Source organism: Sorangium sp. So ce590 (assembly GCF_051521365.1).
Taxonomy (GTDB): Bacteria; Myxococcota_A; Polyangia; order Polyangiales; family Polyangiaceae; genus Sorangium.
Map to the genome: position 1 here is coordinate 7,754,800 of NZ_CP150346.1, position 24,265 is coordinate 7,779,064.

18 protein-coding genes are annotated in these 24,265 nt (G+C 71.7%); 11 read left to right on the forward strand and 7 right to left on the reverse strand.

Going from position 1 to position 24,265, the window contains the following annotated elements; translation table 11 throughout:
• Positions 1–107 precede the first annotated feature (107 nt).
• The 4 genes from WMF28_RS29075 (at position 108) to WMF28_RS29090 (ending at position 2,808) form a co-directional block, all read left to right on the forward strand.
• Complete coding sequence (locus WMF28_RS29075; RefSeq protein ID WP_437596588.1) at positions 108–878, forward strand: SDR family NAD(P)-dependent oxidoreductase; 771 nt, start codon at positions 108–110, stop codon at positions 876–878.
• Between the two features lie 235 nt (positions 879–1,113).
• Entirely contained in the window at positions 1,114–1,314 is a 201-nt protein-coding gene (locus WMF28_RS29080; RefSeq protein ID WP_437596589.1) for a hypothetical protein, read from the forward strand.
• A 37-nt stretch (positions 1,315–1,351) separates the two neighbouring features.
• Positions 1,352–2,407 carry a hypothetical protein gene (locus WMF28_RS29085; protein ID WP_437596590.1) on the forward strand — a complete coding sequence of 352 codons (1,056 nt, stop codon included), beginning with the start codon at positions 1,352–1,354 and terminating at the stop codon, positions 2,405–2,407.
• 5 nt (positions 2,408–2,412) lie between these two features.
• Positions 2,413–2,808 (forward strand): hypothetical protein, encoded by a 396-nt coding sequence (locus WMF28_RS29090; RefSeq protein WP_437596591.1) that lies wholly within the window; start codon positions 2,413–2,415, stop codon positions 2,806–2,808.
• Here WMF28_RS29090 and WMF28_RS29095 read toward each other — a convergent pair.
• The 3 genes from WMF28_RS29095 to WMF28_RS29105 all read right to left on the reverse strand — a co-directional run bounded on the left by WMF28_RS29095 (position 2,714) and on the right by WMF28_RS29105 (position 5,599).
• The gene (locus WMF28_RS29095) at positions 2,714–3,499 is read right to left on the reverse strand and encodes a prolipoprotein diacylglyceryl transferase family protein (RefSeq protein ID WP_437596592.1); all 786 of its coding nucleotides are present in this window, start codon (positions 3,497–3,499) and stop codon (positions 2,714–2,716) included. The two genes, WMF28_RS29090 and WMF28_RS29095, sit on opposite strands and share 95 nt — an antisense overlap.
• A gap of 82 nt (positions 3,500–3,581) precedes the next feature.
• Positions 3,582–5,051: a glycosyl hydrolase family 8 gene (locus WMF28_RS29100; RefSeq protein ID WP_437596593.1), complete on the reverse strand. Its 1,470-nt coding sequence runs from the start codon at positions 5,049–5,051 to the stop codon at positions 3,582–3,584.
• A gap of 101 nt (positions 5,052–5,152) precedes the next feature.
• Positions 5,153–5,599, reverse strand: coding sequence for a hypothetical protein (locus tag WMF28_RS29105; protein ID WP_437596594.1), 447 nt, complete (start codon positions 5,597–5,599; stop codon positions 5,153–5,155).
• Positions 5,600–5,921: 322 nt separating this feature from the next.
• On the opposite strand from WMF28_RS29105, the gene WMF28_RS29110 reads away from it, so the two are divergent.
• Positions 5,922–6,308, forward strand: coding sequence for a fucose-binding lectin II (locus tag WMF28_RS29110; RefSeq protein WP_437596595.1), 387 nt, complete (start codon positions 5,922–5,924; stop codon positions 6,306–6,308).
• A 1,007-nt stretch (positions 6,309–7,315) separates the two neighbouring features.
• Here the strand turns inward: WMF28_RS29110 and WMF28_RS29115 are convergent.
• Both WMF28_RS29115 and WMF28_RS29120 read right to left on the reverse strand, forming a co-directional pair.
• Positions 7,316–8,053: a pyridoxine 5'-phosphate synthase gene (locus tag WMF28_RS29115; protein ID WP_437596596.1), complete on the reverse strand. Its 738-nt coding sequence runs from the start codon at positions 8,051–8,053 to the stop codon at positions 7,316–7,318.
• 164 nt (positions 8,054–8,217) lie between these two features.
• On the reverse strand, positions 8,218–8,559 hold the full coding sequence (locus tag WMF28_RS29120) for an SPW repeat domain-containing protein (RefSeq protein WP_437596597.1): 342 nt from the start codon (positions 8,557–8,559) through the stop codon (positions 8,218–8,220).
• Between the two features lie 335 nt (positions 8,560–8,894).
• Between WMF28_RS29120 and WMF28_RS29125 the strand changes: the two genes are divergently transcribed.
• Positions 8,895–10,004 carry a THUMP domain-containing class I SAM-dependent RNA methyltransferase gene (locus tag WMF28_RS29125; RefSeq protein WP_437596598.1) on the forward strand — a complete coding sequence of 370 codons (1,110 nt, stop codon included), beginning with the start codon at positions 8,895–8,897 and terminating at the stop codon, positions 10,002–10,004.
• A gap of 67 nt (positions 10,005–10,071) precedes the next feature.
• On the opposite strand, the gene WMF28_RS29130 is transcribed toward WMF28_RS29125, so the two are convergent.
• Positions 10,072–12,114, reverse strand: coding sequence for a protein kinase domain-containing protein (locus tag WMF28_RS29130; RefSeq protein ID WP_437596599.1), 2,043 nt, complete (start codon positions 12,112–12,114; stop codon positions 10,072–10,074).
• Positions 12,115–12,602: 488 nt separating this feature from the next.
• On the opposite strand from WMF28_RS29130, the gene WMF28_RS29135 reads away from it, so the two are divergent.
• The 3 genes from WMF28_RS29135 (at position 12,603) to WMF28_RS29145 (ending at position 19,789) form a co-directional block, all read left to right on the forward strand.
• A complete protein-coding gene (locus WMF28_RS29135) occupies positions 12,603–17,558 on the forward strand; it encodes a hypothetical protein (RefSeq protein WP_437596600.1) in 4,956 nt (1,651 codons plus the stop codon).
• Between the two features lie 235 nt (positions 17,559–17,793).
• Positions 17,794–18,396: an N-acetyltransferase family protein gene (locus WMF28_RS29140; protein WP_437596601.1), complete on the forward strand. Its 603-nt coding sequence runs from the start codon at positions 17,794–17,796 to the stop codon at positions 18,394–18,396.
• 190 nt (positions 18,397–18,586) lie between these two features.
• Complete coding sequence (locus WMF28_RS29145) at positions 18,587–19,789, forward strand: MFS transporter (RefSeq protein WP_437596602.1); 1,203 nt, start codon at positions 18,587–18,589, stop codon at positions 19,787–19,789.
• A 34-nt stretch (positions 19,790–19,823) separates the two neighbouring features.
• Here the strand turns inward: WMF28_RS29145 and WMF28_RS29150 are convergent, their stop codons facing one another.
• A complete protein-coding gene (locus tag WMF28_RS29150; protein WP_437596603.1) occupies positions 19,824–21,011 on the reverse strand; it encodes a M14 family metallopeptidase in 1,188 nt (395 codons plus the stop codon).
• Positions 21,012–21,119: 108 nt separating this feature from the next.
• On the opposite strand from WMF28_RS29150, the gene WMF28_RS29155 reads away from it, so the two are divergent.
• Together WMF28_RS29155 and WMF28_RS29160 are read left to right on the forward strand one after the other, a co-directional pair.
• Positions 21,120–21,650 (forward strand): hypothetical protein, encoded by a 531-nt coding sequence (locus tag WMF28_RS29155; protein ID WP_437596604.1) that lies wholly within the window; start codon positions 21,120–21,122, stop codon positions 21,648–21,650.
• Between the two features lie 195 nt (positions 21,651–21,845).
• Positions 21,846–24,260, forward strand: a complete 2,415-nt coding sequence (locus tag WMF28_RS29160) for a fused MFS/spermidine synthase (protein ID WP_437596605.1) — start codon at positions 21,846–21,848, stop codon at positions 24,258–24,260.
• Positions 24,261–24,265: the final 5 nt, after the last annotated feature.

The following is a 24,265-nucleotide window of genomic DNA, read 5'->3' on the forward strand; positions in this document are numbered from 1 at the left end:
GCGAAACAGTGTGTCGGTTCTCCCGGCCTTTATCAACCCGGAACGGAGCGCTATTCCTGCTCTCAGACAGCGGCGAGCGGCCGCGTCACCCGCGAAAGGACCTGATCATGAGCACATCGAAGCCCAATCCCGTCGCCCTCATCACCGGCGGAAGCCGCGGTCTGGGAAAGAGCATGGCCCTCCACCTCGCCGATCGCGGCGTGGGCGTCGTCATCACCTACCGCAGCGGCGCGGCCGAGGCGGCGGACGTGGTGAAGCAGATCGAGGCCAAGGGGAGCACCGCGGCGGCCCTCGCGCTCGACGCCGCCGATACGCGCAGCTTCGACGCGTTCGCCGGGGCGGTGAAGGCGGAGCTCGCCGGCCGCTTCGGGCGCGACCGCCTCGATTACCTGGTGAACAACGCCGGCATCGGCGCCCACGCGAGCTTCGCCGAGACGACGGAGGAGCAGTTCGACGCTCTCATGAACGTCCACCTGAAGGGGACGTTCTTCCTCACGCAGAAGCTCCTTCCGCTCATCGCGGACGGGGGGCGGATCCTCAACGTCTCGTCGGGGCTCACGCGGTTCTCCTTCCCCGGGTACGCCGCCTACGCCGCGATGAAGGGCGCCGTCGAGGTGCTCACCCGCTACATGGCGCAGGAGCTCGGATCGCGGAAGATCGCGGTCAATGTGCTCGCGCCGGGCGCGATCGAGACCGATTTCGGGGGCGGCGCCGTGCGCGACAACGCCGAGCTCAACAGGATGATCGCCGCCCAGACCGCCCTCGGCCGGGTCGGGCTCCCCGACGACATCGGCGGCCTGGTCGCGCTGCTGCTCTCGCCCGAGGGCCAGTGGATCAACGGCCAGCGCATCGAGGCGAGCGGCGGAATGCTGCTCTGAGGCGCGTCCGGTCCGTGCGAGCGGCGAAGAGAGACAGCGAAACGATTCGACGAGCTCAGGGCGAATCGCCGCGCTCACCTCGGGTGGCAGCGAGCCTGGAGCCCCCCTCCCCGCGCATCGGTTCGTCGGTGGTGCTCCCCGGTGTCCTCCCAAACCCGGCCGAGGTCGTCTATCATGAGAGAGGGCGCTACCAGGGCCCGCGCACCCGTCCTTGCTTTGTCCACCGAGAGGATCGATGAAGACTTCTTTTCTGCGGATGGCGTCCCGGTTGAGCTTCTTCGCGCTCGTCGGCGCCGGCTTCGGCGCCCGTGACATGTGCCTCGGCAACGACGGACCGCCCCCTGCCCCGCCCCCCGAGCCCGCGGACGCCGGCGAGGACGGAGCCATGAGCCAGCGCCCCGCGGTCCCGACCCCGCCCGACGTGCGCCCCATCTGAAGGCGCGCCGAGGGCTTGCGTGGGAGGGCGGCTTCACGTGCTCGCAGGGTCGGTCGGCGCCATCCCGGCGCCGCCGCTCGACGCCCCGCTCGCGGGCCTCGATCACCTGCGCCGCCTCGGCCTGCGCCTCCTCGGTCCCTCCCTCTCGCGCTCGCTGCTCGTCGAGCGCGAGCGCCGCGTCGCCGTCCTCGGTTCGACCCTCCTCGTCGCCGCGCTTCTCCTCGCCTCGACCTGGCCCGTGGTGATGCTCGTGCTCGGCCCGCTCCTCTGGGGCATCCCGCACGTGCTCGCGGACGTGCGGTACCTCGTGGCGCGCCCGGGCCTGCACCGGCGGCCTCTCGTGCTCGCGGCGATCGGCGCGGGCATCGTCGCCGCGGGCCTCGGCTACGGCGTGCGCGGAGGCCTCTTCGGTGCGGCGCTCGCGCTCTGCGCGGCGCGCGCCTCGTGGCCGCGCCGGCTCGTCGGGCTCGGGGTCGTGGGCGCGCTCTTTGCCGTCGCGCAGCGCGCGGGGTACGCCGCGGACCTCGCCTTCGCGCACCTGCACAACCTCGCCGCCGTCGTGATCTGGTGGGCCTGGCGGCCGCGACAGACGCGCCTGCACCTCGTGCCGATCGCGCTCTTCGCGGCGGGCGCGGCGGCGCTGCTCTTCGGCGCGGCGGGGCCCTTGCTCGCGTGGAGCGGCGGCGCGGAGGCGCCGTGGACCGGGCTCGAGATGCGTCACCTCGCGTGGACCTTGAGCCCGACGCCGGCGGGCCCGCTCGCCGAGCGGTTCGTTGTGCTCTACGCGTTCGCGCAGGCGACGCACTACATCGTCTGGCTGCGGCTCATGCCCGAGGACGACCGGCCGAGCAAGACGCCGCGCTCCTACCGGCAGAGCTTCCGGGCGCTCGCGACGGACCTCGGCGGGTGGATCCTCTGGCTCTCGGTGCTCGGCGCGCTCGGGCTCGCCGGCTGGGCGTTCTTCGGCCCCGGAGCGGCGCGTGACGGCTACCTGCGCCTCGCGTTCTTCCACGGCCACCTCGAGCTCGCCGCGGGCGCGTTGCTCTGGGCCGAGGGGCGCCGCGCCCTCTCCCCGGCGCACGCCTCCGCCTGACGCGAATGTCGACCGGGGAGACGCTCGTCCGCGCCTGCGTGGCGTTCGTGCTGACCCAGGTGATCGAGGTCCCGATCTACCGACGTGCGCTCGGCGTGCGCCCGCTCGTCGCGTTCGGAGCGAGCCTGATCACGCACCCGATCGTGTGCTTCGTGATGCCGGCCGCGTGGAGGACGCTGTACGTGGCCGTGATCCGAGACGATCCGCGCTTCGTGCTGGGGGAGACGGGCTACTTCCTCGGGTATGGGGTCCTCGCGGAGGGGTTCGCGGTGGCCGTGGAGGCGGCGTACTTCTGGAAGGTGGGGATCACGGCGCGGCGGGCGTTCGGGTGGGCGCTCGCGGCGAACGCGACGAGCTCGCTCCTGGGGCTCGTGCTCCGGGCGGCGACGGGGTGGCCTTGAGCCGAAGCAAGGCGATCCCGAGCGGGATCAGCGCCCCGAGGCAAACCCACTGCGCCGCCGTGAGCCCCTGCCATCGGGGATCCGGCATCCCGCCGAAGTCCTCGGCGCGCAAGAAATCGAGCCCGAGACGCAAGACCCCGTACGCCACCGAGAGCGCGCCCGTCACGACGCCCGGCCGCGACGCGCGACGCGAGGTGAGGACGACGATCCCGACGAGGAGCGGCGTCGCCATCCACTCCAGCAGGCCGAGGTCGAAGCGCGCGCCGCCCGGGTACCGCACCGCGAGCCACGATGTCGAGAGCCGGCCCGGGTGATCGTGCGCGAAGGCGCACGCCGCGCGCGCGAGCAGCCATCCGAACGGGAAAGCGAACGCCGTCGCGTCGGCCGCGGCGAGCAGGGGCATGCGGAGCGCCCGCGCGAGGCCCACGAGCCCCACGATGGCCCCGAGGCACCCGCCCGCCGACGAGAGCGTCCCGCCCCCACCCACGAGCCGCCCCACGCCGTACGCGCCCCCGATCGCCGCGGCCGCCGTGCCGATCGCCAGCGCCTCGATCGCCCCCGCCGAGCCGAGCCCGAGCGCGCGAGCGCGCCGCACGAGCGCGAGGTGGTTCACGACCACCGAGAGCGTGAGCAGCAAGCCGAACGCGTGGAGCCCGAACGGCAGGGTCGGGAACGTGAGCCAGGGGATCACGGGCTACGGCTGCGATATTGGGCGCCCGCAATCCCCGGAGGAATCCGAGCGCCCACGCCCTACCGCCCCCACACCCGCCGGACTAGCGCTTACCGGAAGCAGGAGACGCCGAGGCCTGCGCTGGCGGCATGATGACGCGGAACTTCCCGCTCAGGTGCAGCAGGGACATCGTATAGAGCATGCCGTCATAATACCGCCACTTGCCCGTGGGCGCCTCACGTTGATACACGTCCTCGACGAAGCGCCAGGCCCGCGGATGGGTAGCAGCCAGCGCCGCAACGCCGTTCATCGACACGAGTCCGAGCGAATCGTGCTCGACGATGGGCTTACCCTCGAGGGTGAAGTTGGCCCGGTACTTCGGGCCCTGTGACTCGAAGAACGCGAGAAGTCTATCGCTCAGCTCGGTCTCCCGCGGATCCTTCGCCCACCATGCCGCATCCACCGACCAGTTCATCGCGGTGCGGAACGCGTCGTAGCGGAAGTTGGCGGTCCCTGCGTCCCAGGAAGCGGCCTTGGGGGTGCCATCGAAGTTGGCGTAATCCGGAGCGAGCCCGGTCTTCGGATGGGTCGTCTTGACGAAGTAATCGCGGCTCACCTTGGCCGCTTCGGCCCAGAACGCACGATCCGCCTCGGGGCCCCAGGCCGCCCAGAGCTCGTAGAACGCAGGCAGGTGATACGATGGATCGGTATGATCGCCGTTCTTCGAGAAGTTATCCGAGTCCGGCGTGAATCGCACCATCTTGTGCTCGGCATTGAAGAGCGAGAGCAACGTGGTCTTGCGCTTGTCGGCGTTGACCGGTCCGGTGATGGACTTGCGGTTCTTCATCGCGTCGAGGAGGCTCAAGGCCTCCTTCCGGTAGTCGTAAATCCCTTTGCCGTTTCCCCAACGGTGGGACGCAAACAGCAATGCCGTCGCAAAATACTCTTCCGCGTCGGCGGCAGGATTCTCATCGATGGCCGTGCCATCCGGGCGCATCTGCCAGGAGAAATAGCCGAATCCGGGGTGACGCGGATCCGCGTGATACATGTGAGACTTGGCCCAGTTCCACAGAGCATCGAAGTCAGCCTTTTGATCGACCTGCACGGCGATCATCATGCCGTACGACATCCCTTCGGAGCGGATGTCATTGTTGCCGATGTCCATGATGTACGCCTTGGGGCCGTTCGCGTTCTTCCCCGCCGCGAACATGACGGCTTGTTCCTTGGGATCGCCATGGAACAGCTGCGCGTAGGCCTTCGCGATCTTGGCGTCGATCTCTGCGGGTTTGTGCCCCAGCTCGGCGAACAAATTGCGATACTCACCCGTGACGTACGCCCCTTTTGCAGCGGGCTGAAGCGGAGGACCCAGGGGCGCGGGCTCCGCCGCCGGGGGCGCCTGAGCCGCGCCGCCCTGGCTCGAGGTGCCGGCCGGAGCGGCGCTGCTGGCTTGATTCGTGGCGCTCGCCTGGTTGGGAGAGCCAACCTGGTTGCCTTGGTTGCTCGGCGCGCAGGCGATCACCGTGAGCGCAAACCATGACGATGCGACCGGAAACTTTAGCATTCTCAAGTTCATCACTGTCCTCTTTAGCGAGCTCGCATCCTATCGGAAAGGTGCTCGGCGTCAACATCATTGGCGAGCTAACATGTGCCATGCTCGCAAAGTGCCGCCCTCACTCAACAGCCTCGGGGCTCCGCCGTCGCGGCGCGCCCCCATGCGGCCTCGATGGCGGCGCGGACAGGGCGAGCCAGCAAGCCCTCGTCTTCAGCCGCGAGCGACAAGCCGCCTTCGCCAGGAGCGATGGCGGCCTCGATGAGCCACGACGGCAGGCCTGTTCGTCCTCGATCCATGTCCCGGCAGCCGCGGCCCTGGCCCGGCACGCCGGGCGAGGAGCAGGAGCGCCCGAGGATGGCCGCCGCGGAGCGCGTCCTTGGGAACGACGCCCCGGCGCGAGCGCCGCTCGAGGCGCGACGCCACGGCCTGCCGGGCGTCGCGCCCGCGCCGGACACGGCGGAGCGGCCGCCGAGCACGAAGAACGGCGCGCCGGCGGCGCCGAGCGAGCGGGCCCCCTCCTCGTCGGCGCGCGCCTCGGGCGCGTGCGAGGTCGGACCACACGTCCGCACGGAGCTGCTCCATGAGCCGGAGCGTACGTCGCGGCGGATTACGAACGGTAGGACTTTTGCCCATGTCAAGCCCGGCGGGGACGGCGCCCGGCGAGCCGTCCTGGCCCGTGAGACACCAGCTTGCCCCGTCGCAGGACCGGCGCGCCGTGCTTGGCTAAGTCAGATCGGTCTGCCCATGACCGCTTCCAGCACGGGAAGATGTTTGTCGTTGCACGCTTGCGGCAGGTTTGATAGCCATCCTCTGACGCCGCGAAACCGTCCCCCTTCTCGACGGTCCTTCTCCCGGCCGCGGGGCGCGATCCATAGGAAGGAACATGAGCACATGCCTCAATTGACCGGCAACACCTGTGAAATCGATGAGCTTCCGGATGGTGTGACCGTAACCATCAAAGTGACGACCAACTCGAGGTACACACAAAAGATCACCGTGACTCGCAACGATGAGGTGCTGTGCGTCTTCGCAGGCTCTGGTGAGCGCAACGCGATGACTGGCCAGTCGACCGTCGTCTCCAATGCAAGGGCGAAGCTGCGAGCGAAGTTCGAGTATCAAACGGACATCAACGCAGAATGGCTCAAGTCCCGCCAGCTGAAATCTGGCGGTCCTTATGTGATAGGCAACTACAACCTCATGGTGATCGTCGCTGAGAATGGAGACGACGGCGACTACAACGACAGCATACTTGAATTCAGCTGGAACACGCCCACGTAGCGGTGTCCGGAGCTCCGGAGGCGGGGCGCCGTGGGGGTCCGCGGGCGGCGCCCGACGGCCCATTTCCGTTCGATGTGGCACCGGGCGAGCGCATCGTCCCCGAGGGTCGCGGCCCACCGAACGTGAACGACGGAGACCGCCTCAAGGACCGCGACGCGCGAGTCCACTACACGTTCGTCGCGCCGAAGTATCGCTGGACCGAAGCGAAGTTGGTGACGCCGGGGAGAGCCTCTCAAGGCCGGAGGGCGTGACCCGCAGCCCCGCACACGACTTCCACAAACGACGTGATATCGTCGCTTTCGGACATCAAGAAGACACGGCCATCGGCCAGAAAAAAGCCACCGCCTCGTGTCGAGATCACCGAGCCGGAGACCTCGCCAGCGAGCGCGACGAGCTCTCCGTTCATCAACCTTGCAAAGGGGGATCGACCGGGATTCATGCGCGAGCACACCGTGCTTCGTCCCGGCCAAGGAAGAGCAGTCGGCCACTGCCGCGCCTCCGGACTCGATGAGGAAGAGCGCATCACTCACCGTTTGCCCGTCTTTGTCGAGAAGAATGATGCGGGGATCCCAGGTTACGTGGGCGTTACCCGGCGCAACACGCTCACCGTCGGCCGACGGTTGCGACCGGATTCGCGGCCATAGCGCGAGTGAAGGCGTCGAGGACCCTTTCAGGACCCACTTTGGTTCCGTCGGGAAAAAGTCGGTGCACCAGGATGGCCCCTTCATATCCCGACCTCTCATCCTCCGAATAAGCCACCAACACGTGGCCGTGCCGGACGCGCCCGCATCGCCTCCCCCATCGCTCACCAAGGAGCCAGCCGCTCCGCCGTCCGCGCCGGTCCCACTCGCTCCCGAGCCACCCGCATCCTCTCTGAGGGAGGCGAGGTTGGCCGCGCGCTCCGGGCAGCGCGGGCTCGGCGATCTCCACCTTCGGCGTCGCGGAGCGGCGCTCGACCGCAGAGATTCACCGAAGCCGGTGAGATCCCCTCCGCGGCGTCCGCCCCGCTACCGCGCCGGCGCGCGGCGCCCCTCGACCGCCGCGAGGTAGTCGAGCACCGACTGCTTCATGCCGACCTCGAGCGCGAGCGCCACGAGGTGGTGGCCGATCGACACCTCCTGGATCTGCGGCGCCTCGCTCACGAGCGGCGCGAGGTTCTCCACGGTGAGGTCGTGCCCCGCGTTGATCCCGACCCCGGCCGCCGCGGCGGCGCGCACGGTCGCGACGATCTTGTCGAGCTCCGCGCGGTGCTCGCCGCGATCGAACGCCTGCGCGTAAGGCCCGGTGTAGATCTCGATGCGATCGGCCCCCATCTCGGCGACCACCGGCACGACCGCGGGGTCCGCCTCGACGAAGAGGCTTGTCCGGATCCCCTCCTCCTTGAGCCGCTTCACCACCGGCTGGAGGAGGAAACGCCACTTCACGACGTCCCAGCCGCGGTGCGAGGTGAGCTCCCCGGGCGTCACCGGGACCAGCGTGCACTGCGTCGGCCTGAGCTCGAGCGTGAGGTCGAGGAACTCCTCGCGGAGATCGCCCTCGAAGTTCGTCTCCACGGTGGTGATGTGGCGAGTCACGGCCCGCGCGTCGTCCGGTGTGATGTGCCGCCGATCGGCCCTCGGATGGATCGTGATGCCGTGCGCCCCGTAGGACACGATCTTCCGGGCGAAGGAGAGGACGCTCGGGGCGTCGTGTCCCCGCGAGTTCCGCAGGAGCGCGATCTTGTTCACGTTGACGCTGAGCTTCATGGGGGCATCCTCTCGCCGGCTCGGGCGCGGCGCTCGCGACGCCGCTATACACGATCGACGCCGCGAGGCGAACACGCCACGAGCCGGCCGAGGGGACGCGGCCTGCCGGCGACGCCGGACCGGACGCCGCGCCCCGCGCTCCCGCCCGCCGCGGCCCGGCAGCTCTACAGGCGCGGCACGGTCCGCGCCCCCCGCACCGCGACCTCGGTCGGGACGAGCGACACGATGAAGATGCCGATGGCGACGAGCGCGTTGTTCCACACCGTCCCCGCCGACAGCGCGGGTATCGACCAGGCGCTGACGAAGAGCCAGATCGCCAGGATCGTGTTGAGGTAGCGCGCCCGGGGCGCCCAGATCGCGAGCACGGCGAAGAGCACGCACAGCGCGCCCACCACCCAGGTGTTGGTGAACTGCCCCTGGCTGTGCCGCCAGAGGAACGCGGAGATGACCAACCAGACCCCGAGCGCGATGCTGATGCCGCGCACGGTCGCCGTCCGACGCTGCATGGCTTCACCCCTCCTCTCCTGGCGCCGTGCCGGCGCTCTCCGCCGTGCGGCGCCCCCGCTCCCTCGCTCCCTCGCTCCCTCGCTCCCTCGCTCCCTCGCCCGCTCGCCGCAGCCCGCGCGCAGGCGTCACGCCCCCGAGCGGCCCGGAAAGGCCGAGTCCGCTCACCCCCTCATGCCGAGCGCCGGCGTGCCCTGCGCCCGACCCACACATCAACGAGCTCGCCGAGCTCCGTGCGAATCCAGTGCCACCGCCGCGGCCCGCCCGGCTCGCCCGGCAGCCGCAGGGCCGTTCGTGAGGGCCGCCGCGCGGCGGTTCGGCTACAAGCCCGGTCGCCATGGACTTCTTCGCGACCGCCGCCAAAGGCACCGAGCCCGCCCTCCGCGACGAGCTCCGCGAGCTCCGGTTCCGCGGCGTCCGCGCCGATCGCGGCGGGGTCCACTTCGCCGGCGCGGCGGACGAGGGCTTCCGCGCCTGCATCGAGCTCCGCACCGCCGTGCGCGTGCTCGCGGAGCTCGCCTCCTTCGACGCGCCCAGCGGGGACGCGCTCTACGAGGGCGTCTCCCGCGTCGACTGGGCGCCTTACCTGAGCCCTGTCCACACGCTCGCGGTCCGCTCCTCCTGCCGCTCGAGCGCGTTGACCCACACCCAGTTCATCGCCCAGCGGACAAAGGACGCCATCGTCGACCAGATCCGGCGCCGCGTCGGCGCGCGCCCGTCGGTCGACCTCGAGGACCCGGACCTCGCCCTCTTCGTCCACCTCGTCCACGACCACGCGACGCTCTACGCGGACCTCGGCGGCGCCGCGCTCCACCGCCGCGGCTACCGCACGCACATCGGCGAGGCGCCGCTCAAGGAGACCCTCGCCGCCGCGCTGCTCCGCCTCTCCGGCTGGGACCGCGCCCGCCCGCTCGTCGACCCGATGTGCGGCGCCGGCACCATCGCCCTCGAGGCGGCGCTCTGGGCGCGGGACATCGCCCCCGGCCTGCGCGCGCAGCGCTTCGGCTTCGAGCGGTGGGCCTGCCACGATCAGGCCGCCGCGCAGCGCACGACCGCCCTCCGCGACGCCGCCCGCGCGCGGATCCGGCCCGAGGGCCCGCCCATCCTCGCCGCCGACATCGATCCCCGCGCCGCCGAGATCACCCGCGGCAACGCCCGGATGGCCGGCGTGCAGATCGACGTGCGCTGCCAGCCCATCTCCGCGCTCTCGAAGGCCGAGCCGCCGGGCCACGTGCTGACCAACCCGCCCTACGGCGAGCGCCTCCCGGGGACGCTCGCCCTCTACCGCGACATGGCGGCCGCGCTCTCGCGGCTCGCGGGCCACCGCGTCGCCCTCCTCGCCGGCACCGAGGACATCGAGCACGCGATGCGCCGCCGGCCGGAGCGGTCGCTCGTCGTGTTCAACGGCCCGATCGAGTGCCGGCTGCTCACGTACGACATCCCCTGAAGCGCGCCTCCCCGCGCGGCGCGCGCCGATCGCGCGGAGAGGCGCGGCGCGCGTCAGCCAGAGCGCGTCAGGAGAAGAGGCGCATCAGGAGCACCATCGCCGCCGCCGTGAGGACCATCCCCGCGACGAAGCCGATGATGAGCCCGCGCTTGCCGGCGAGCCAGCTCGGCTCCCGCACCGGCGACGGCGCGGGCGGCGCCTGCGGCACGAGGAAATGATCCGGCATCGTCGCGCTGCGCTCCAGGACCGTGCGCTCCGCTGTGAGCGTCGAGGCGAGCCCGAGCGGCAGCGACTCTGCCGCGGACCCCGGCGCGGCGCCGCCGGCCGCGGTCTGTCGGCCCACCTCGGCGCTCCCGGCGACCTCTGCGCTCGCCGCACCGAGCCCTGACGGGCTCGCCGCCTGCAGCTCGCCGGGCTGAACCGTGGGCATCTGGCTGTCGGCCGGCGGCGGGTACGAGACAAGCCGGAGCGTGTTGGCGACGCGCTTCGGTCTCCCCTCCCACGCCGCCGCGTCCGGGTCGAGCTGCGGGCTCGGCGGCGTCGGCGGCGTCGGCGCGGAATCGACGCGCACCAGGCCGACCTCGGCCCGCTTCTCCGGCGTGCCCAGCCCGAAATCCTCGGCGGAGCGGAGCGTCGCCTTCACCTCGCGCCCCGGCGGCGTGAGGTCGAGCTCGTCGCCCTCGTCATACGCATCGTACGACCCGGTGTGGACCCGGACCCTCGCCGGACCGAGCAGCTCGTCGCGGCGGACCATCGTCAGCGTGCTGTCCTCGCCCGCATCGCCCGCATCGTCGGACGAGCTCGGCCCGGCCAGGCCGTTCCCCGAGAGCAGCGCCTCGCTCTCGCTGTGGGACCAGGACGGGAGCTGCAGCGAGATCTCCGGCACCGACTCCGCGGCCCAGCGCTGCGGCTCGGCGCCCATCGACGGGTACACGCCCGGCGGATCGAGCGTGGGCGGGAAGTCGAGGGGGGGCGTGCGGAGCTGCACCGGCGGCGGGGGCCCCGTCTCCGGCGCGACCGTCCCGGAGACGAGCGTCCGGGCCGACTCGATCGACGCCTCCGCGCGCGGCTCCGAGCCGAGGAGCGGCACCGACGTCGAGCTCGGCAGCGACGTGAGCGGCGGGAGCGACGACTGCGGCCGCGGCGGCACGTCCCGCGAGAGCACCGAGCTCGGCTGCCGGCGCGAGATCGGCCCCAGCCCCACGGCCGTATCGGGCAGATCGGCGAGCAAGGTGTGCAGCGCATAGCCGAGCTCGCGCGCCGTCTGATGCCTGTCCGCCGGCTGCTTGGCGAGCACCTTGACGAGCAGCGCCTCGAGCCGAGGGTCGATCCCCGGCGCGCAGCTGCTCGGCACCGGCACCGGCGCATGGATGTGGAGCGTCGCCGTGTGGAGCGGCGTCTCCCCCTCGAACGGCAGCCGCCCCGTGACGAGCTGGAACAGCAGCACCCCGCACGTGTACAGATCGGCCCGCGGATCGATCGGCAGCAGCCCGCACTGCTCCGGGGACATGTAAGCCGGCGTGCCCACGAACGTGTTCGCGCGCGTGACGACCGACAGCGGATCGGCGTGGATCCCGGGCTCGTCGCCGGCGAAGGCGGTGTCGAGGATCTTCGCGATCCCGAAATCCAGCACCTTCACCCGCTCGCCGTGAGGGTGCGTCAGGTCCGGGACCACCATGATGTTCTCGGGCTTGAGATCGCGGTGCACGACGCCCATCTCGTGGGCGACCGCGAGCGCCTCGCACACCTCCGAGAGGATGCGGACCGCCCTCACCTGACCGATCGCGCCGTGGCGCTCGAGGAGGACGTAGAGGTCGTCGCCCACGAGCAGCTCCATCACGATGTAGCTGAGCGCGCCCTCGATCCCGTACTCGAAGATCTTGACGGAGTTCGGGTGCTTCACCCGCGCCGCCGCCTTCGCCTCGCGCTGGAAGCGCCGGACGAACGCGCGGTCCGCGGTGAACTCCGGGTTCATGATCTTGATCGCCACCCGGCGGGGCTCGGCGTCGCGCTCGGCGATGAAGACGCTGGCCATCCCGCCCTCGCCGAGGAAGCGGGTGATCGTGAACCGCCCGGCCACCTTGCGGCCGAGGAGAGCGTCATGCCTCATGCGCCTGGCACCCGCCCGCGCCTGCGACGTTCGCTCGTCACCGGGCCGCCGTACCGCCCACCTGCTCGCGGGCGCCCGCGCAGAAGCGCACCGCCACCAGGGCCGTCCGCGCGCCTGCGCGACCCGCGCGCTCGATGCGAGGGGGAGTGCACGCGGCGACCATACCAAAGAACGTGACAGGGGACGACTTGTCGACCCCCCGGCGGCGAACACGGCCGCCTCCCAGCGCGCCATCGGCCGTCCCGACCACCGTTCCCGACCACCGTCACCCCGGACACGGCGCCGGTCGCAGGCTCGACCGACGGCAGTTAACTCTTTAACGCCACCCCAGGTGCAAATGTGCGACAGTTGCTTAACTTATCGAAAGGGTTCGCCTTCGAGCGTTGGCAGCATTCTTGCTTGGGGGAAACGCCTCGCGCCGCGCCGGGTGCGTCGCGAAGGGCCGGCTTGTGCATCGATCTCGACAGGCAGCTTCCGGAGGATCGTTGATGAATCGAATTTTTAGGCGCGCGGTGCTCCTTGGCACCGTTGCGCTGACCGTCGTGGGGGCGGGCTGCGCAGAGGAGCGGCAGTCCATCAGAAAGGTCCAGAGCGATGCGCTCGCCAAGTCCTTCTTCGTCGGAGGGAGCTTGGCCGACATCGCCGACGACCCCGAGTTCTACATGCGGGGCACGGTCATCGACGTCGGGTACGGCGCTGCCCAAGATGGCCTCTTCACGTCGACGTACGCCCAGCCCGTCTCTCGCATCAAGTGGGAGGTCACCGAGCGCCAGCTCAATGCGCGGCTCGCTTACGAGCGCATCGAGGGCACCGACACCAAGGGCAACACCTATAACGGGCTCACCAAGAAGACGACGAACGACGGCCAGATCGTCGCGAGCTACGCGATCGAGTCGCACTTCGACATCCGCCGCGACTACAACCCGGCGACGGGCGAGGAGTCGAACGTCATCGTCGAGAACACGACCGACAAGCTCTGGTTCGATCGCGAGTACATGCGCGTCGACTGGTCGCGCAACCTCGCGACCGACGCCTACGACTTCGACACCCTCTCGATGCTCGGCATCTACGGAGGCGTCGAGTACGAGCCGCTCGCCTATTACGTCAACGATCCCAACGCCGCCGACGCCCCGAAGTTCGACGCCAAGAACGGCTACTTCGACGTGACGACGAAGGCGTTCGCCACGCCCGCCCTGCTCGACCTCTCCAGCCTCGGCTGGGGCATCGACAAGTTCCCGGCCTGCATGCTCCCGGGCGAATTCGCCGGGGGCACCGACCCGTACGGCAACTGCAACCCGGTCGAGATCACGATCCGGCAGTCGTTCAAGAAGGTGGTCGACACCGACTACGAGCCGGTCGACTTCGACGGCGTCCGGTTCCAGGCGTTCGGCATCTTCAACTTCGACTACCGCTACGGCTACGAGCGCAACTACGGGATCCTGGACAACCAGTGGCGGCGCTTCGCGGCCCGCTACAACCTCTGGAAGCGCAGCCACTACTACACGAGCCCGGAGACGATGGAGGGCGCGATCGCCTGCGCGACCCGGGAGACGACCCAGGGCTCGAGCGGCGTGATCGCCGATCCGAACCGCGACGAGGACAAGGACGGCACCGCGGACGAGTGCGCCGCGGCCGGCCCGGGCTCGCAGTGCGACGTGTACAAGCAGAAGTGCACGCTGCCCTACGCGCAGCGCGAGGCCGTCGTCATCCCCTGGTACCTCGGCGGCAACACGACGGAGGACCTCTTCGAGGCGACCCACTGGGCCGCCGAGGAGTGGGATCTCGCGATGAAGACCGCGATCCAGACGTCGCGCCTCGTCGAGTGCAGGAAGACCGCCGGCGCCGACTGCGACGCGCGGTTCCCGATGTGGAGAGGCCAGCAGGACGACATCGACGAGGCCATCACGATCTCGCGCGACCTGAACGCGTGCCGCCGGGCGAACGGCTGGGACGCGCCGCAGTGCGACCAGGCGGCCTGGGCGGCCGTGACGAACCTCTCGGAGCGGCGCGGCAACGACCAGGCGACGCTCGCGATCGGCAGCGTCGTGACGCAGCCGCCGGTGATCGTCCTCTGCCACAACCCCGTCATCGCGGGCGATCACCCGGCCTGCGGCGAGGAGGGGCTCGCCCCGCGGCTCGGCGACCTCCGCTACAACAGCGTCCTCATCGTCGACAAGCCGCAGACCCCCTCGCCGTGGGGCATCATGGCCGACGCCGACGACCCGATCACGGGCGAGAAGCTGGCCGCCAGCATCAACATCTGGAGCCACGTCACCGACTCCGCGGCGCAGGGGCTGCTCGATCTCGTCCGCTACATCAACGGCGAGCTCCCGACCGCCGAGATCACCGAGGGCAAGTACATCCGCGACTGGGCGCAGGCGAGCCGCGTCTCGGGCGGCGGCAAGGGGCCCACGATGACGAAGGACGAGGTGACCTCGCGGCTCGCGAGCGCCACGAAGCTCGACCCCGAGGCGTACAAGGCCCTCGTCGCGCAGGGCGCCTCCCCCGCGCTCAAGGCGATCATCCAGCCGATGAAGGCCCAGGTCGCCGACATCGCGGTGCGGGGCGACATCGCCTCGCCGCAGCAGGCGGTCGTGAGCGCCCGCATGAAGGCGGCCCGCGGCAGCCTCGCCGAGGCGGAGCTCATGAACCCGGCGATGCTCCAGCGCGCGGGGATCCCCGCCGGCATGCCCGTCGAGGGCCCGCTCGCCGACGCCGCGTCGCCGTTCGGGATGAACAACCCGAAGGTGCAGTCGCAGCTCCGCCGCATGCACGACAACGCGCTCGCCAAGCGCGGCGCCTGCATCCTGCACGAGGCCCCCGAGGCCTCGGCGATGACGGGCCTCGCGGAGGCGCTCCGCGAGAAGTTCCCCGTGGGCGACAAGGAGACCGACGCGGACAAGCGGGGGCGCTACGAGCGGATGTTCAAGTACATCCAGCGCCGCTACCAGTACGCGGTCATCGCGCACGAGATGGGGCACTCCGTCGGCCTCCGGCACAACTTCGTGAGCACCTACGCCTCCCTCTTCTTCCGGCCCCAGTACTGGCAGCTCAGGACGAAGAACGGCACGATCAAGGCGGCGTGCACCGGCGAGGCGGGCGAGAACCCGGAGGAGTGCGTCGGCCCCCGCTACTTCGACGCGATCACGGACGAAGAGCAGAAGAACATGATCTGGATGTTCCAGCACTCCACGGTCATGGACTACCCGGGCGACGTCTCGCAGGACCTCGTCGGCCTCGGCGTCTACGACTTCGCCGCCGCGCGCTTCTTCTACGGCGACACGGTGAGCGTCTACGACAACGGCGACCGCAACTACGCGGCCGGCGGCAAGGTCGGCGGCGCGCTCCTCGCCGCGACCGACTCCTTCGGCGGGCTGGCCGGCATCAAGTACGGCACGTTCGCGAAGGGCGACGCCAGCGTCACGGACTTCCACTACTCCCAGCTGCACTCGCAGTACGGCATGATCCGCGACTGCTACGACGTGCCGACGGAGCCGCCCGCGAGCTGGAACGAGGCGGTCGACGGCAAGTGGCACCAGGTCATCGACGGCGGCATCGTCACGGTCGGCAACGACACGAAGCGCTGCCGCCAGCAGCCGGTCGACTACGTCGGCTGGAGGCACCTGCGCAAGCCGACGAACAAGGAGACCTCGATCGGGAGCTTCCGCGGCGGTCCGGCGGTCGACGAGCAGAACCGGGTCCGCGTACCGTACGCGTTCGCGAGCGACAACTGGGCTGACACCGGCAACGTCTCGGTCTTCCGTCACGACAACGGCGCCGACCCGTACGAGCAGCTGATGTTCCTGCTCACCTCCCAGGAGAACCGGCACATCTTCGACAACTTCCGGCGCGACCGCACGACGTTCAGCGTCCGCAGCGCGGCGGATCGGTCCTACAGCCGCTACAGCGAGAAGCTCCTCGGCATCGCGGGCGGCATCGGGTTCTTCGGGACGATCTACCAGGATCTCGCGACGAACCAGGGCCTGTCGTTCGACACGCTGTGGCCGCTCCTCATCGACGGCGGCCTGGAGGAGAACGTCGTGGCCGCGACCGTGGCCTTCGACCACTTCGCCCGGCAGCTCTCGCGCCCGGAGGATGGGCCGCACTACCTGCGCGATCCGCTGTTCAACGACCCGGTCCTCCGCTCGAACAAGGACGGCGACGACTACGGCGCCGGCACCGACTTCGGCGGCTTCGGCGGCACGACCAACAGCCCCGTGCTTGTGCAGATCCCGAACGGCTCGACCGGCTACCTGAAGGACGTCGGGTTCGGCGGTCACCCGCTCGAGAACGCGAACTCGGAGGACAACGGCGACTTCGACACCGACTTCACGATCAACGCGGGCAGCTACTACGACAAGATCAACGCGGCGATCCTGCTCTCCGAGTCGGAGGACCGGTTCGTGAGCAGCTCCCGCCGCGACTTCTACGACGCCCGCTTCCGCGCGGTCGGCATGGCCGACGTGCTGCCCGAGGGGTACCGCCGCCTGCTCGCCAACGCCCTCACCGGCGACCGCTCGCTCCTCGCGCCTCGCCTCGAGGCCGACGCGAACGGCTTCCCGGTGGTCGACGTAGACAGCACGGATCCCGACCCGCTGGCGAAGGAGTTCCCGGCGCGCCCGATGGGCTGGGTCAGCTGGTGGCCGAACGAGGGGCCGAAGGTCTGCTTCCCGACGGACGGGAAGAACCTCTGCTCGAGCTACCTCGGCGGCGACTTCAACCCGGAGACCGTCCCCCGCACCATCGCGGTCGATCCGCAGATCGGCTGGGAGGTGCAGAAGTTCCTGATCGCCTGGACGCTCGCGTACATCCCCGCGAACGGCAAGACGAACTGGATGGACATGCTGCGCGTCTACCGGCTCGGCAGGGACGCGGATCCGGGGATCGAGCAGCGCATCGAGTGGCAGGATCCGACGTCCGGGCAGATCTACTACGCCCGCACGTACGGCATGGAGTGCCTCTTCGGGATCGGCAAGGACAGGGCGGCCTGCGAGGGCACCGGCGGCAAGTGGGTGCAGAAGGGCATCGCGGCGCGCGTGCTCGAGTACGCCAACGCCCTCACCGCGAAGGGGTACCAGCTCGACCCGAGGCACGAGGCGCAGCCGGGCAACCCCACCGACAGCATCCCCGCGGATCCGGCGTACGTGGCCGGGTACGGCCCCGGCTTCAACAGGTACGGTCGCGCGATGGTCACATACCACCCCGACGGCGCCGCCATCATCATCCCGGACCCGGCCATCAAGGACGTGCCCCCGGTCGGCGCGCTCAAGGACGTGCCGGCGTGCGATCAGAACATCAACCCGAACTGCACGCAGCTCACCGTCTACAAGAACCACTACGCGTACGAGCTGAAGAGCTACAAGTCGGTGCCCGACTACATGCTCCAGATGATGGCCAGGTTCGGCCTCGCCGATCCTGACCAGCTGGGCGTGTACCTCGACTGATCCGCTCCTGGCTGCACCGGGGGCCCCGCGCCGGGGCCCCCGCCCTCCTCTCCCCTTCCAGCTCCAGCAACCCGAGCGCGCGGACCACGGCCTTCGCGGTTCGCCCCGCGCGCGGCCGTCGCCGGCCCTCCACCCGGCTCAGCCGGGGCCGCCCGACCCCGCCCCCGCCGCCGTTGGAGGTCGCGCGGGCGCCGCGGCGGCATTACGCTCCCCGCGGCGCAGCGCGCGCCACGGCATGGACGTTTCCCTCGCCCTCCCCGCCATCACCCCGGCGCAGCGCTCGGACGCGCGGGCCTTCATGACTTACCTCGTCGAGCACGTGGCCGAGTCCGGCCGCCGCGGCGCGCCCCATTTCGCCGTCGTGACGTCGCTCGCCCCCGACGAGGTCGAGAAGAGCGCGCGCGACCGCTGGAGCAAGGCGCTCGACGAGCCGCTCTGGGGGCGGGCCTGGCTGCTCCGATCGACCGAGCCGCCGGCGCGCGTCATCGGGCACATCGAGCTGCGCGGCGGCCGCGTCTGGTCCGAGAGCCACCGCGCCGTCCTCGCGATGGGCATCCTCGGCCCCTACACCGGGCAGGGCCACGGCCGGCGCCTGCTCGAGACGGCGATCGCCTGGGCGCGCGACAAGGCGGGCCTCTCGTACCTCGATCTCGGGGTCTTCTCCAACAACGAGCGCGCCATGCGGCTCTACGCGCGGATGGGCTTCGTCCCGATCGGCACCCGCGAGGACGCGTTCCGGGTCGACGACGCCATCCTGAACGACATCCAGATGACGCTCGCGCTGCGCGCTCCCGACCCGCGCCCGGACGCGCGCGGGGCCAGGCAGGCCGGGCGCTGACCCCCGGCGCAGCGGCGCTCCGGGCCGGCGCGCCGGCCGGGCGGGGCCGCCGAGGCGCGCTGGAGGGTACCCGCCGCGCCGCAGATGCGTCATGAGGACACCGCCGTCCGGGCGCCCGGTCTGCCGATCCGGCCACCTCCGGCACAGATCTCCGCGGTCCTCACCGCCGTCATCGCCACCGAAAGCCACCATGCTCCGCTCGCCGCTCCTGCCGATCTTCCTTACCGTCTTCGTCGACGTCCTCGGCCTCACGCTCGTCCTGCCGCTGCTGCCGTTCTATGCCGAGCACTTCGGCGCCAGCGAGCTCATGGTCGGCGTGCTCGCGGCGAGCTACGCGGTCTGCCAGCTGATCTCCGGGCCGATCCTCGGGCGGATCTCGGACCGGGTGGGCCGCAAGCCGACGCTGCTCGCGAGCCAGACCGGCACGTTCCTCGGGTTCCTCGTGCTCGGCTCGGCGGGCTCGCTGTCGATGCTCTTCGTGGGGAGGATCATCGACGGCCTCACGGCCGGGAACCTGACGATCGCGCAGGCGTACATCAGCGACGTGACCCGGCCGGAGGAGCGCACAAGGGCGTTCGGCCTGATCGGCATCGCCTTCGGCGCGGGGTTCCTGCTCGGCCCGGCCGTCACGGGGGAGCTCGCGAGCCGGTTCGGCTACGGCGCCCCGGCCTACGGCGCGGCGGTGCTGTCGCTGCTGTCGATCGTCCTGACGGCCACGCTGCTGCCGGCGAAGCCGATCGTGCCGGCGGCCTCGCCCGAGGCGGCCGCGGCCGCGCCTGCTCGTGCGGCGACGACCGGCCGCGGGGACGCCTTCCGCCGGCTCTTCGATCGGCCGCTCCCGCGCCGCCGGCTGCTCGAGTTCTTCGCCTTCACCCTCTCGTTCTCGACGCTCATCGGCGGCCTCGCGCTCTTCCTCGAGCGGCGCTTCGCGTTCGGCATCAAGGAGACGGGCTACCTCTACGCGTTCTCCGGCCTCATCGGCGGGAGCATCCAGGGCGGCGCGATCGGCCGGCTGGCGAAGCGGTACGGCGAGGAGCGGCTCGCGCTGATCGGCTTCGGCGCGATGGCGGTCGGCTACGGGCTGCTCGGCGTGGCGTCCGCGCTGCCCACGCTGCTGGTGCTCGTGGCGATCGGGGCGTTCGGCTCGGCGGTGGTGCGGCCGGCCGTCACCACGCTGCTCACGAAGAGCGTCGGCCGCGACGAGCAGGGGGCGGCGCTCGGCGTGAGCCAGTCGCTGGCGAGCATCTCGCAGATCATCGGCCCCATCGGCGCCGGCTGGCTGATCGAGCACCGGGCGCTCGCGGCGTACGGCCTGATGGCCGCGAGCTTCGCCGCCGTCGGCGTCGTCCTCGGCCTGCAGAAGATCCCCGTCGGCGAGCCGGTCGAGTCCTGAGCGGCGCGCTCGGACCGACCCCGGGGCGGCGCGCTCAGGGGCGCGCGCCCTTCACGAAGGGCAGGACGGCCTCGACGAGCGGCGGCGTGGCGTCGTCGAGCTTCCGGGGGTTGTACCAGGCGAACGGCTCGACGAGCCGCGATGGGCGCAGGCCGAGCTTGCCGCGCGAGCACTCCACGAGGAGCGACAGCGCCCCGTGGCGATCGTGGAGCCAGTCGATCTCCAGGCCCGCCTTGCGGATGCCCCAGGCGAAGCGGACGTAGGACATGGCGCGGTACGGCGTGCGGTCCACGGCGCGCGCGACGCGCAGGGCGAAGGCGCGGTGCTCGGCGGCGTCGGCCACGGGCCGGAGGCTGTGCGCCGGCGGGTACAGCACGGCGCCGCCGGCGCTGTGCAGCGACAGGGCGCGGTCGATCCGGCGCGAGGACAGCGCGTGCGCGATCGCCTCGACCTCGGGCTCGCTGGCGGGGCGGCTGCCGGGCGAGACGACGAGCCCGATGAGGCGCTGCACGAGGCCACGCTCGTACCACCCGGCGTCGAAGTTCCGGTTGAGGTCGACGCCGCGGGCGTTGCCGCGCACGTAGCGGTGGCGGCCGGAGCGGAGGTTCATCTCGACGCGGAGGAGCCCGTCGGGGTTCACGATCGGGACGGCGAAGATCGACCGGCCGCCGAGGTCCTCGGTCGCGAGGCGGTCGAGCAGCGCGATGTGCGCCTCGATGCCGACCCATTCGAGGGGGTGGATCCCGGACAGGATCACCGTGGTCCGCCCGCGGCCGCGCGGCCCGGCGCCCGCGGAGCCGCGCGGGTCGAGCGGACCGGCGCGCACGGGCGGCTCCGCGGCGGCGTCGGTCGCCGACGGCTCGTCCGCGCCGCCCGGCGCGCCGCTGCCGCCGTGGGGCGAGGCGCCGTTCGCGGAGCTCCGCCCGCCCTGGGAGAGCAGCGCCGGGCGCCCCACACCCAGCCGATCGCCGGCGGCCGGGCGGACTGCGCCGAGGTGGACGGCGAGCAGCGGCTCGCCGCGGACCGAGCGCCCGATCAAGGAGAGCTGCGCTCCCCGGTCGGCGAGCCGCTCGATCGCCTCGAGGAGCTCGCCGTAGCCGCGGTAGGGGCCGAGGCCGCGGCGAGCGAGCTGGCGCGAGAGGGGCGCGCGGCGATGCACGAAGAGGGCCGCCCTCAGGGCGGCCCGACCTTGCTCTTCCGACGCCGGATCGGACTTCGGCATGCAGGGCTCACCTTTACCCGAGATGACATGAACTATAGAGCACTGGTCGTGCCTTCGCGCGACCCGGACCAGGCCGATCCCGGGATTACCGTGACAGCGGGCGCACGAATGGAATTCGATAGCAACGGGTGGGCGGAAGGACGTATCGAGCTCTTGCCGCCGGGCCGAGGCTGGTCGCTGCTGTCGCCCGAGCCGGAGGCGCGGATCGACGAGCACCGCTGGGCGCATCAGGCGCGCGTCTTCTTCGGAGCGGAGCTCGCGGTCGTGCAGAAGAAGGCGTATCCGTCGGGGGCCACGCCGATGGTCGACGCCGTGGAGGTCGACATCGCCCGCGCCGGCGGCGCGCCGAGCCGGGTGCTCGTGCTGACGGCGCCGCTGGATCGTGCGCCTCTCCTGCGGACGGCGGCGGCGGCGGGGGTGCGGGCGATCGGCGGGCGCGGGTTCGACGCGCTGCTCGCGCGGGCGCGGCGGGCCTGGCAGGTGCGCGAGCCGCCGGTCGCCGGCGATGACGCGCGAGCGCCGCTGGTCGTGACCGCGGTCCTCGCGGCGGTGCTGCTCGCGCCCGTTGTGCCGCCCGGCGAGGAGACGATCTTCGGGGTGAAGGGGGCTCGGGAGCGGCTGCAGCGGCTCGGCTGGTGACGGCGCGGCGCGGGACGCTCGCTCTGTGGAGCGCCCTATCGCGCCGCCGCCCGCCCCTATCGCGTCGCCGCCCGTCCCTATCGCGCCGCCGCCCGTCCCTATCGCGCCGCCGCCCGCCCCTATCGCGCCGCCGCCCGCCCCTATCGCGCCGCTAAGGTGCCTGCTCCTCGCGCGCCTGTACTAGCTTGCGCGCCCGTGCGCACCCGCTTCCCGCTCGTGGTCGCCCTGTTCTTCGTCTCCGGCGCGACCGGCCTCCTCTACGAGGTCGCCTTCTCCAAGCTGCTCGCCTACGTCTTCGGCGCCACCGCCTATGCCGTGAGCACGGTCCTCGCCGCCTTCATGGGCGGCCTCGCCCTGGGCGCGCACCTCGGCGGCCGCCACGCCGCGGCCGCCCGCCGCCCGCTCGTCGTCTACGGCGTGCTCGAGGCGATCGTCGGCGCCATCTGCGCCGTCTCGCCGTTCGTGTTCGAGGCGCTGACCTCGACCTACGTCGCCGTCGCCCGCGCCGCGCCGGACTCGCTCGCGCTGCTCACCGCGGCGCGCGCCGCGCTGACCGCCCTCGTGGTCGTCGTCCCCACGGTCGCGATGGGCGCCACGCTCCCGGTGCTCTCGCGCATCCTCCGCGCCGGCGCCGCGCCGGACGGGGGCGCGCCCCCCTCCGAGCACGAGGCCGCGCGCCGCCTCGCCTCGCTCTACGCCATCAACACGGCGGGCGGCGCGGCCGGCGCGCTCGCCGGCGCCTACGTCGTCCTCCCGCACCTCGGGATCCGCGGAGCGCTCTGGTCCGCGGCGATCGCCAACCTCGTCCTCGGCGCCATCGCGATCGTCGCCGGGCTCCGCGGCCCGGCGCCCGTCCCGCCCACCGCCGTCGCGACCGACGCCCCCGAGGCTCGCTCCTCGGAGGCTCGCTCCTCGAGCGCCCCTCTCCCGCCCGCCATCGGCCGCGCCGAGCCGCCGTTCCTGCTGCCGCTCGCGTTCGCCTCGGGCTTCCTCGTCTTCGCTGCCGAGGTGGTCCAGACGCACCTGCTCGCGCTGCTCATCGGTAACAGCGCCTACGCCTTCGGGCTGATGCTCGCCGTCTTCCTCGTCTGCCTCGCGGCCGGCGCCGCGCGCGCGCCGGCCCTCGCGCGCCGTCACGGCGAGGGCGCGCTCTGGCGCGGGCTCGTCGCCGCGGCCCTCGCGCTCGCCGCCACCATCCCGCTGTGGGACCAGCTCCCGCGGCTCTTCGCCTTCGCGGGCAAGCACGTCGACGGGTGGGCCGGCCGCGAGGCGTGCCGCGCGCTCGCCGCGCTCGCGATCCTCGCGCTGCCCACGCTGTGCATGGGCATCACCTTCCCCCTCCTCCTCGCGCGCGCCGCCGCGCACGCCGACGTCGCCGCGCGCGTCGGCAAGCTGACCTCCGCGAACACCCTGGGCACGATCGCCGGCGCCATCATCACCGGCTACCTGATCCTGCCCGCGCTCGGCTCGGAGCGCGCCCTCCTCGCGATCGCGCTCGCCTTCGCCCTCACGGCCGTCCTCGCCGCCGCGCGCGCCCGCGCGGAGCTCCCCCGCGCCCTCGCGGTGGCCGCCGCCGCGGCGGCCCTCGTCGCGCTCTCGCCTCGCTGGGACATGGCCCGCCTCACGAGCGGCGCGAACGTCTACTTCGCCATGGGGCCGCGCCCCGAGCGCATCGACTTCGTGCGCGAGGACGTGCACGGCGGCGTCACCACCGTCGCGCGCCGCGCCGGCGTCACGACCATGTACACGAACGGCAAGTTCCAGGGCGACGACGGCCCCGAGATGACGGCGCAGCGGCGGTTCGCGCACTTCCCCTCGCTCTTCGTCCGCGACACGCGCGCCGCGCTCGTCATCGGCCTCGGTACGGGCACGACGACCGGCACCATCGCGGCCTACCCCTTCGAGCGCATCGACGTCGCCGAGATCTCGCCCGCGATCGTCGAGGCCTCTCGCCGCTTCTTCGCGGGCCCGAGCCTCCGCGCCCTCGACGACCCGCGCGTCCGCCTCTCGCTCAACGACGGCAGGAACGAGCTGCTCGTCGCCCCCGAGGGCCGCTACGACCTCATCGCGATCGAGCTCACCAGCGTCTGGTTCGCGGGCGCCGCGAGCCTCTACAGCCGCGAGTTTTACGAGCTCGCCCGGTCCCGGCTGACCGAGGGCGGCGTCCTGCAGCAGTGGGTGCAGCTCCACCACATCCGGCAGCGCGAGCTCGCCGTCGTGATCCGGACGATGCGCAGCGCCTTCCCGCACGTGGCGCTGTTCGTGGGCGGCGCGCAGGGCATCCTGGTCGCGAGCGCCGCGCCGCTCTCCGCCTCGGAGGCGCGCCTCGCGGCCCTCGACGCGCGCCCGGCGCTCCGCGCGACGCTCGCCGGCGCGCGGCTCGCGGATCTCCTCGACGATCTCGTGGCCTCCGGCGACGATCTCGACCGCCTCATCGCCGACGCGGCCGAGGACGGCGGGCCGATCCTGTCCACGGACGACAACCTCTACCTCGAGTACGCCACGCCGAAGGGCAACGTGCTCCCGTACGGCGCGTCGCTGGAGGCGGCGCTCACGCTCCTGGAGCGGTACCGCACGCGGTCGCCGCGCGCGCGCCACCTCGCGCCCTGAGGGCG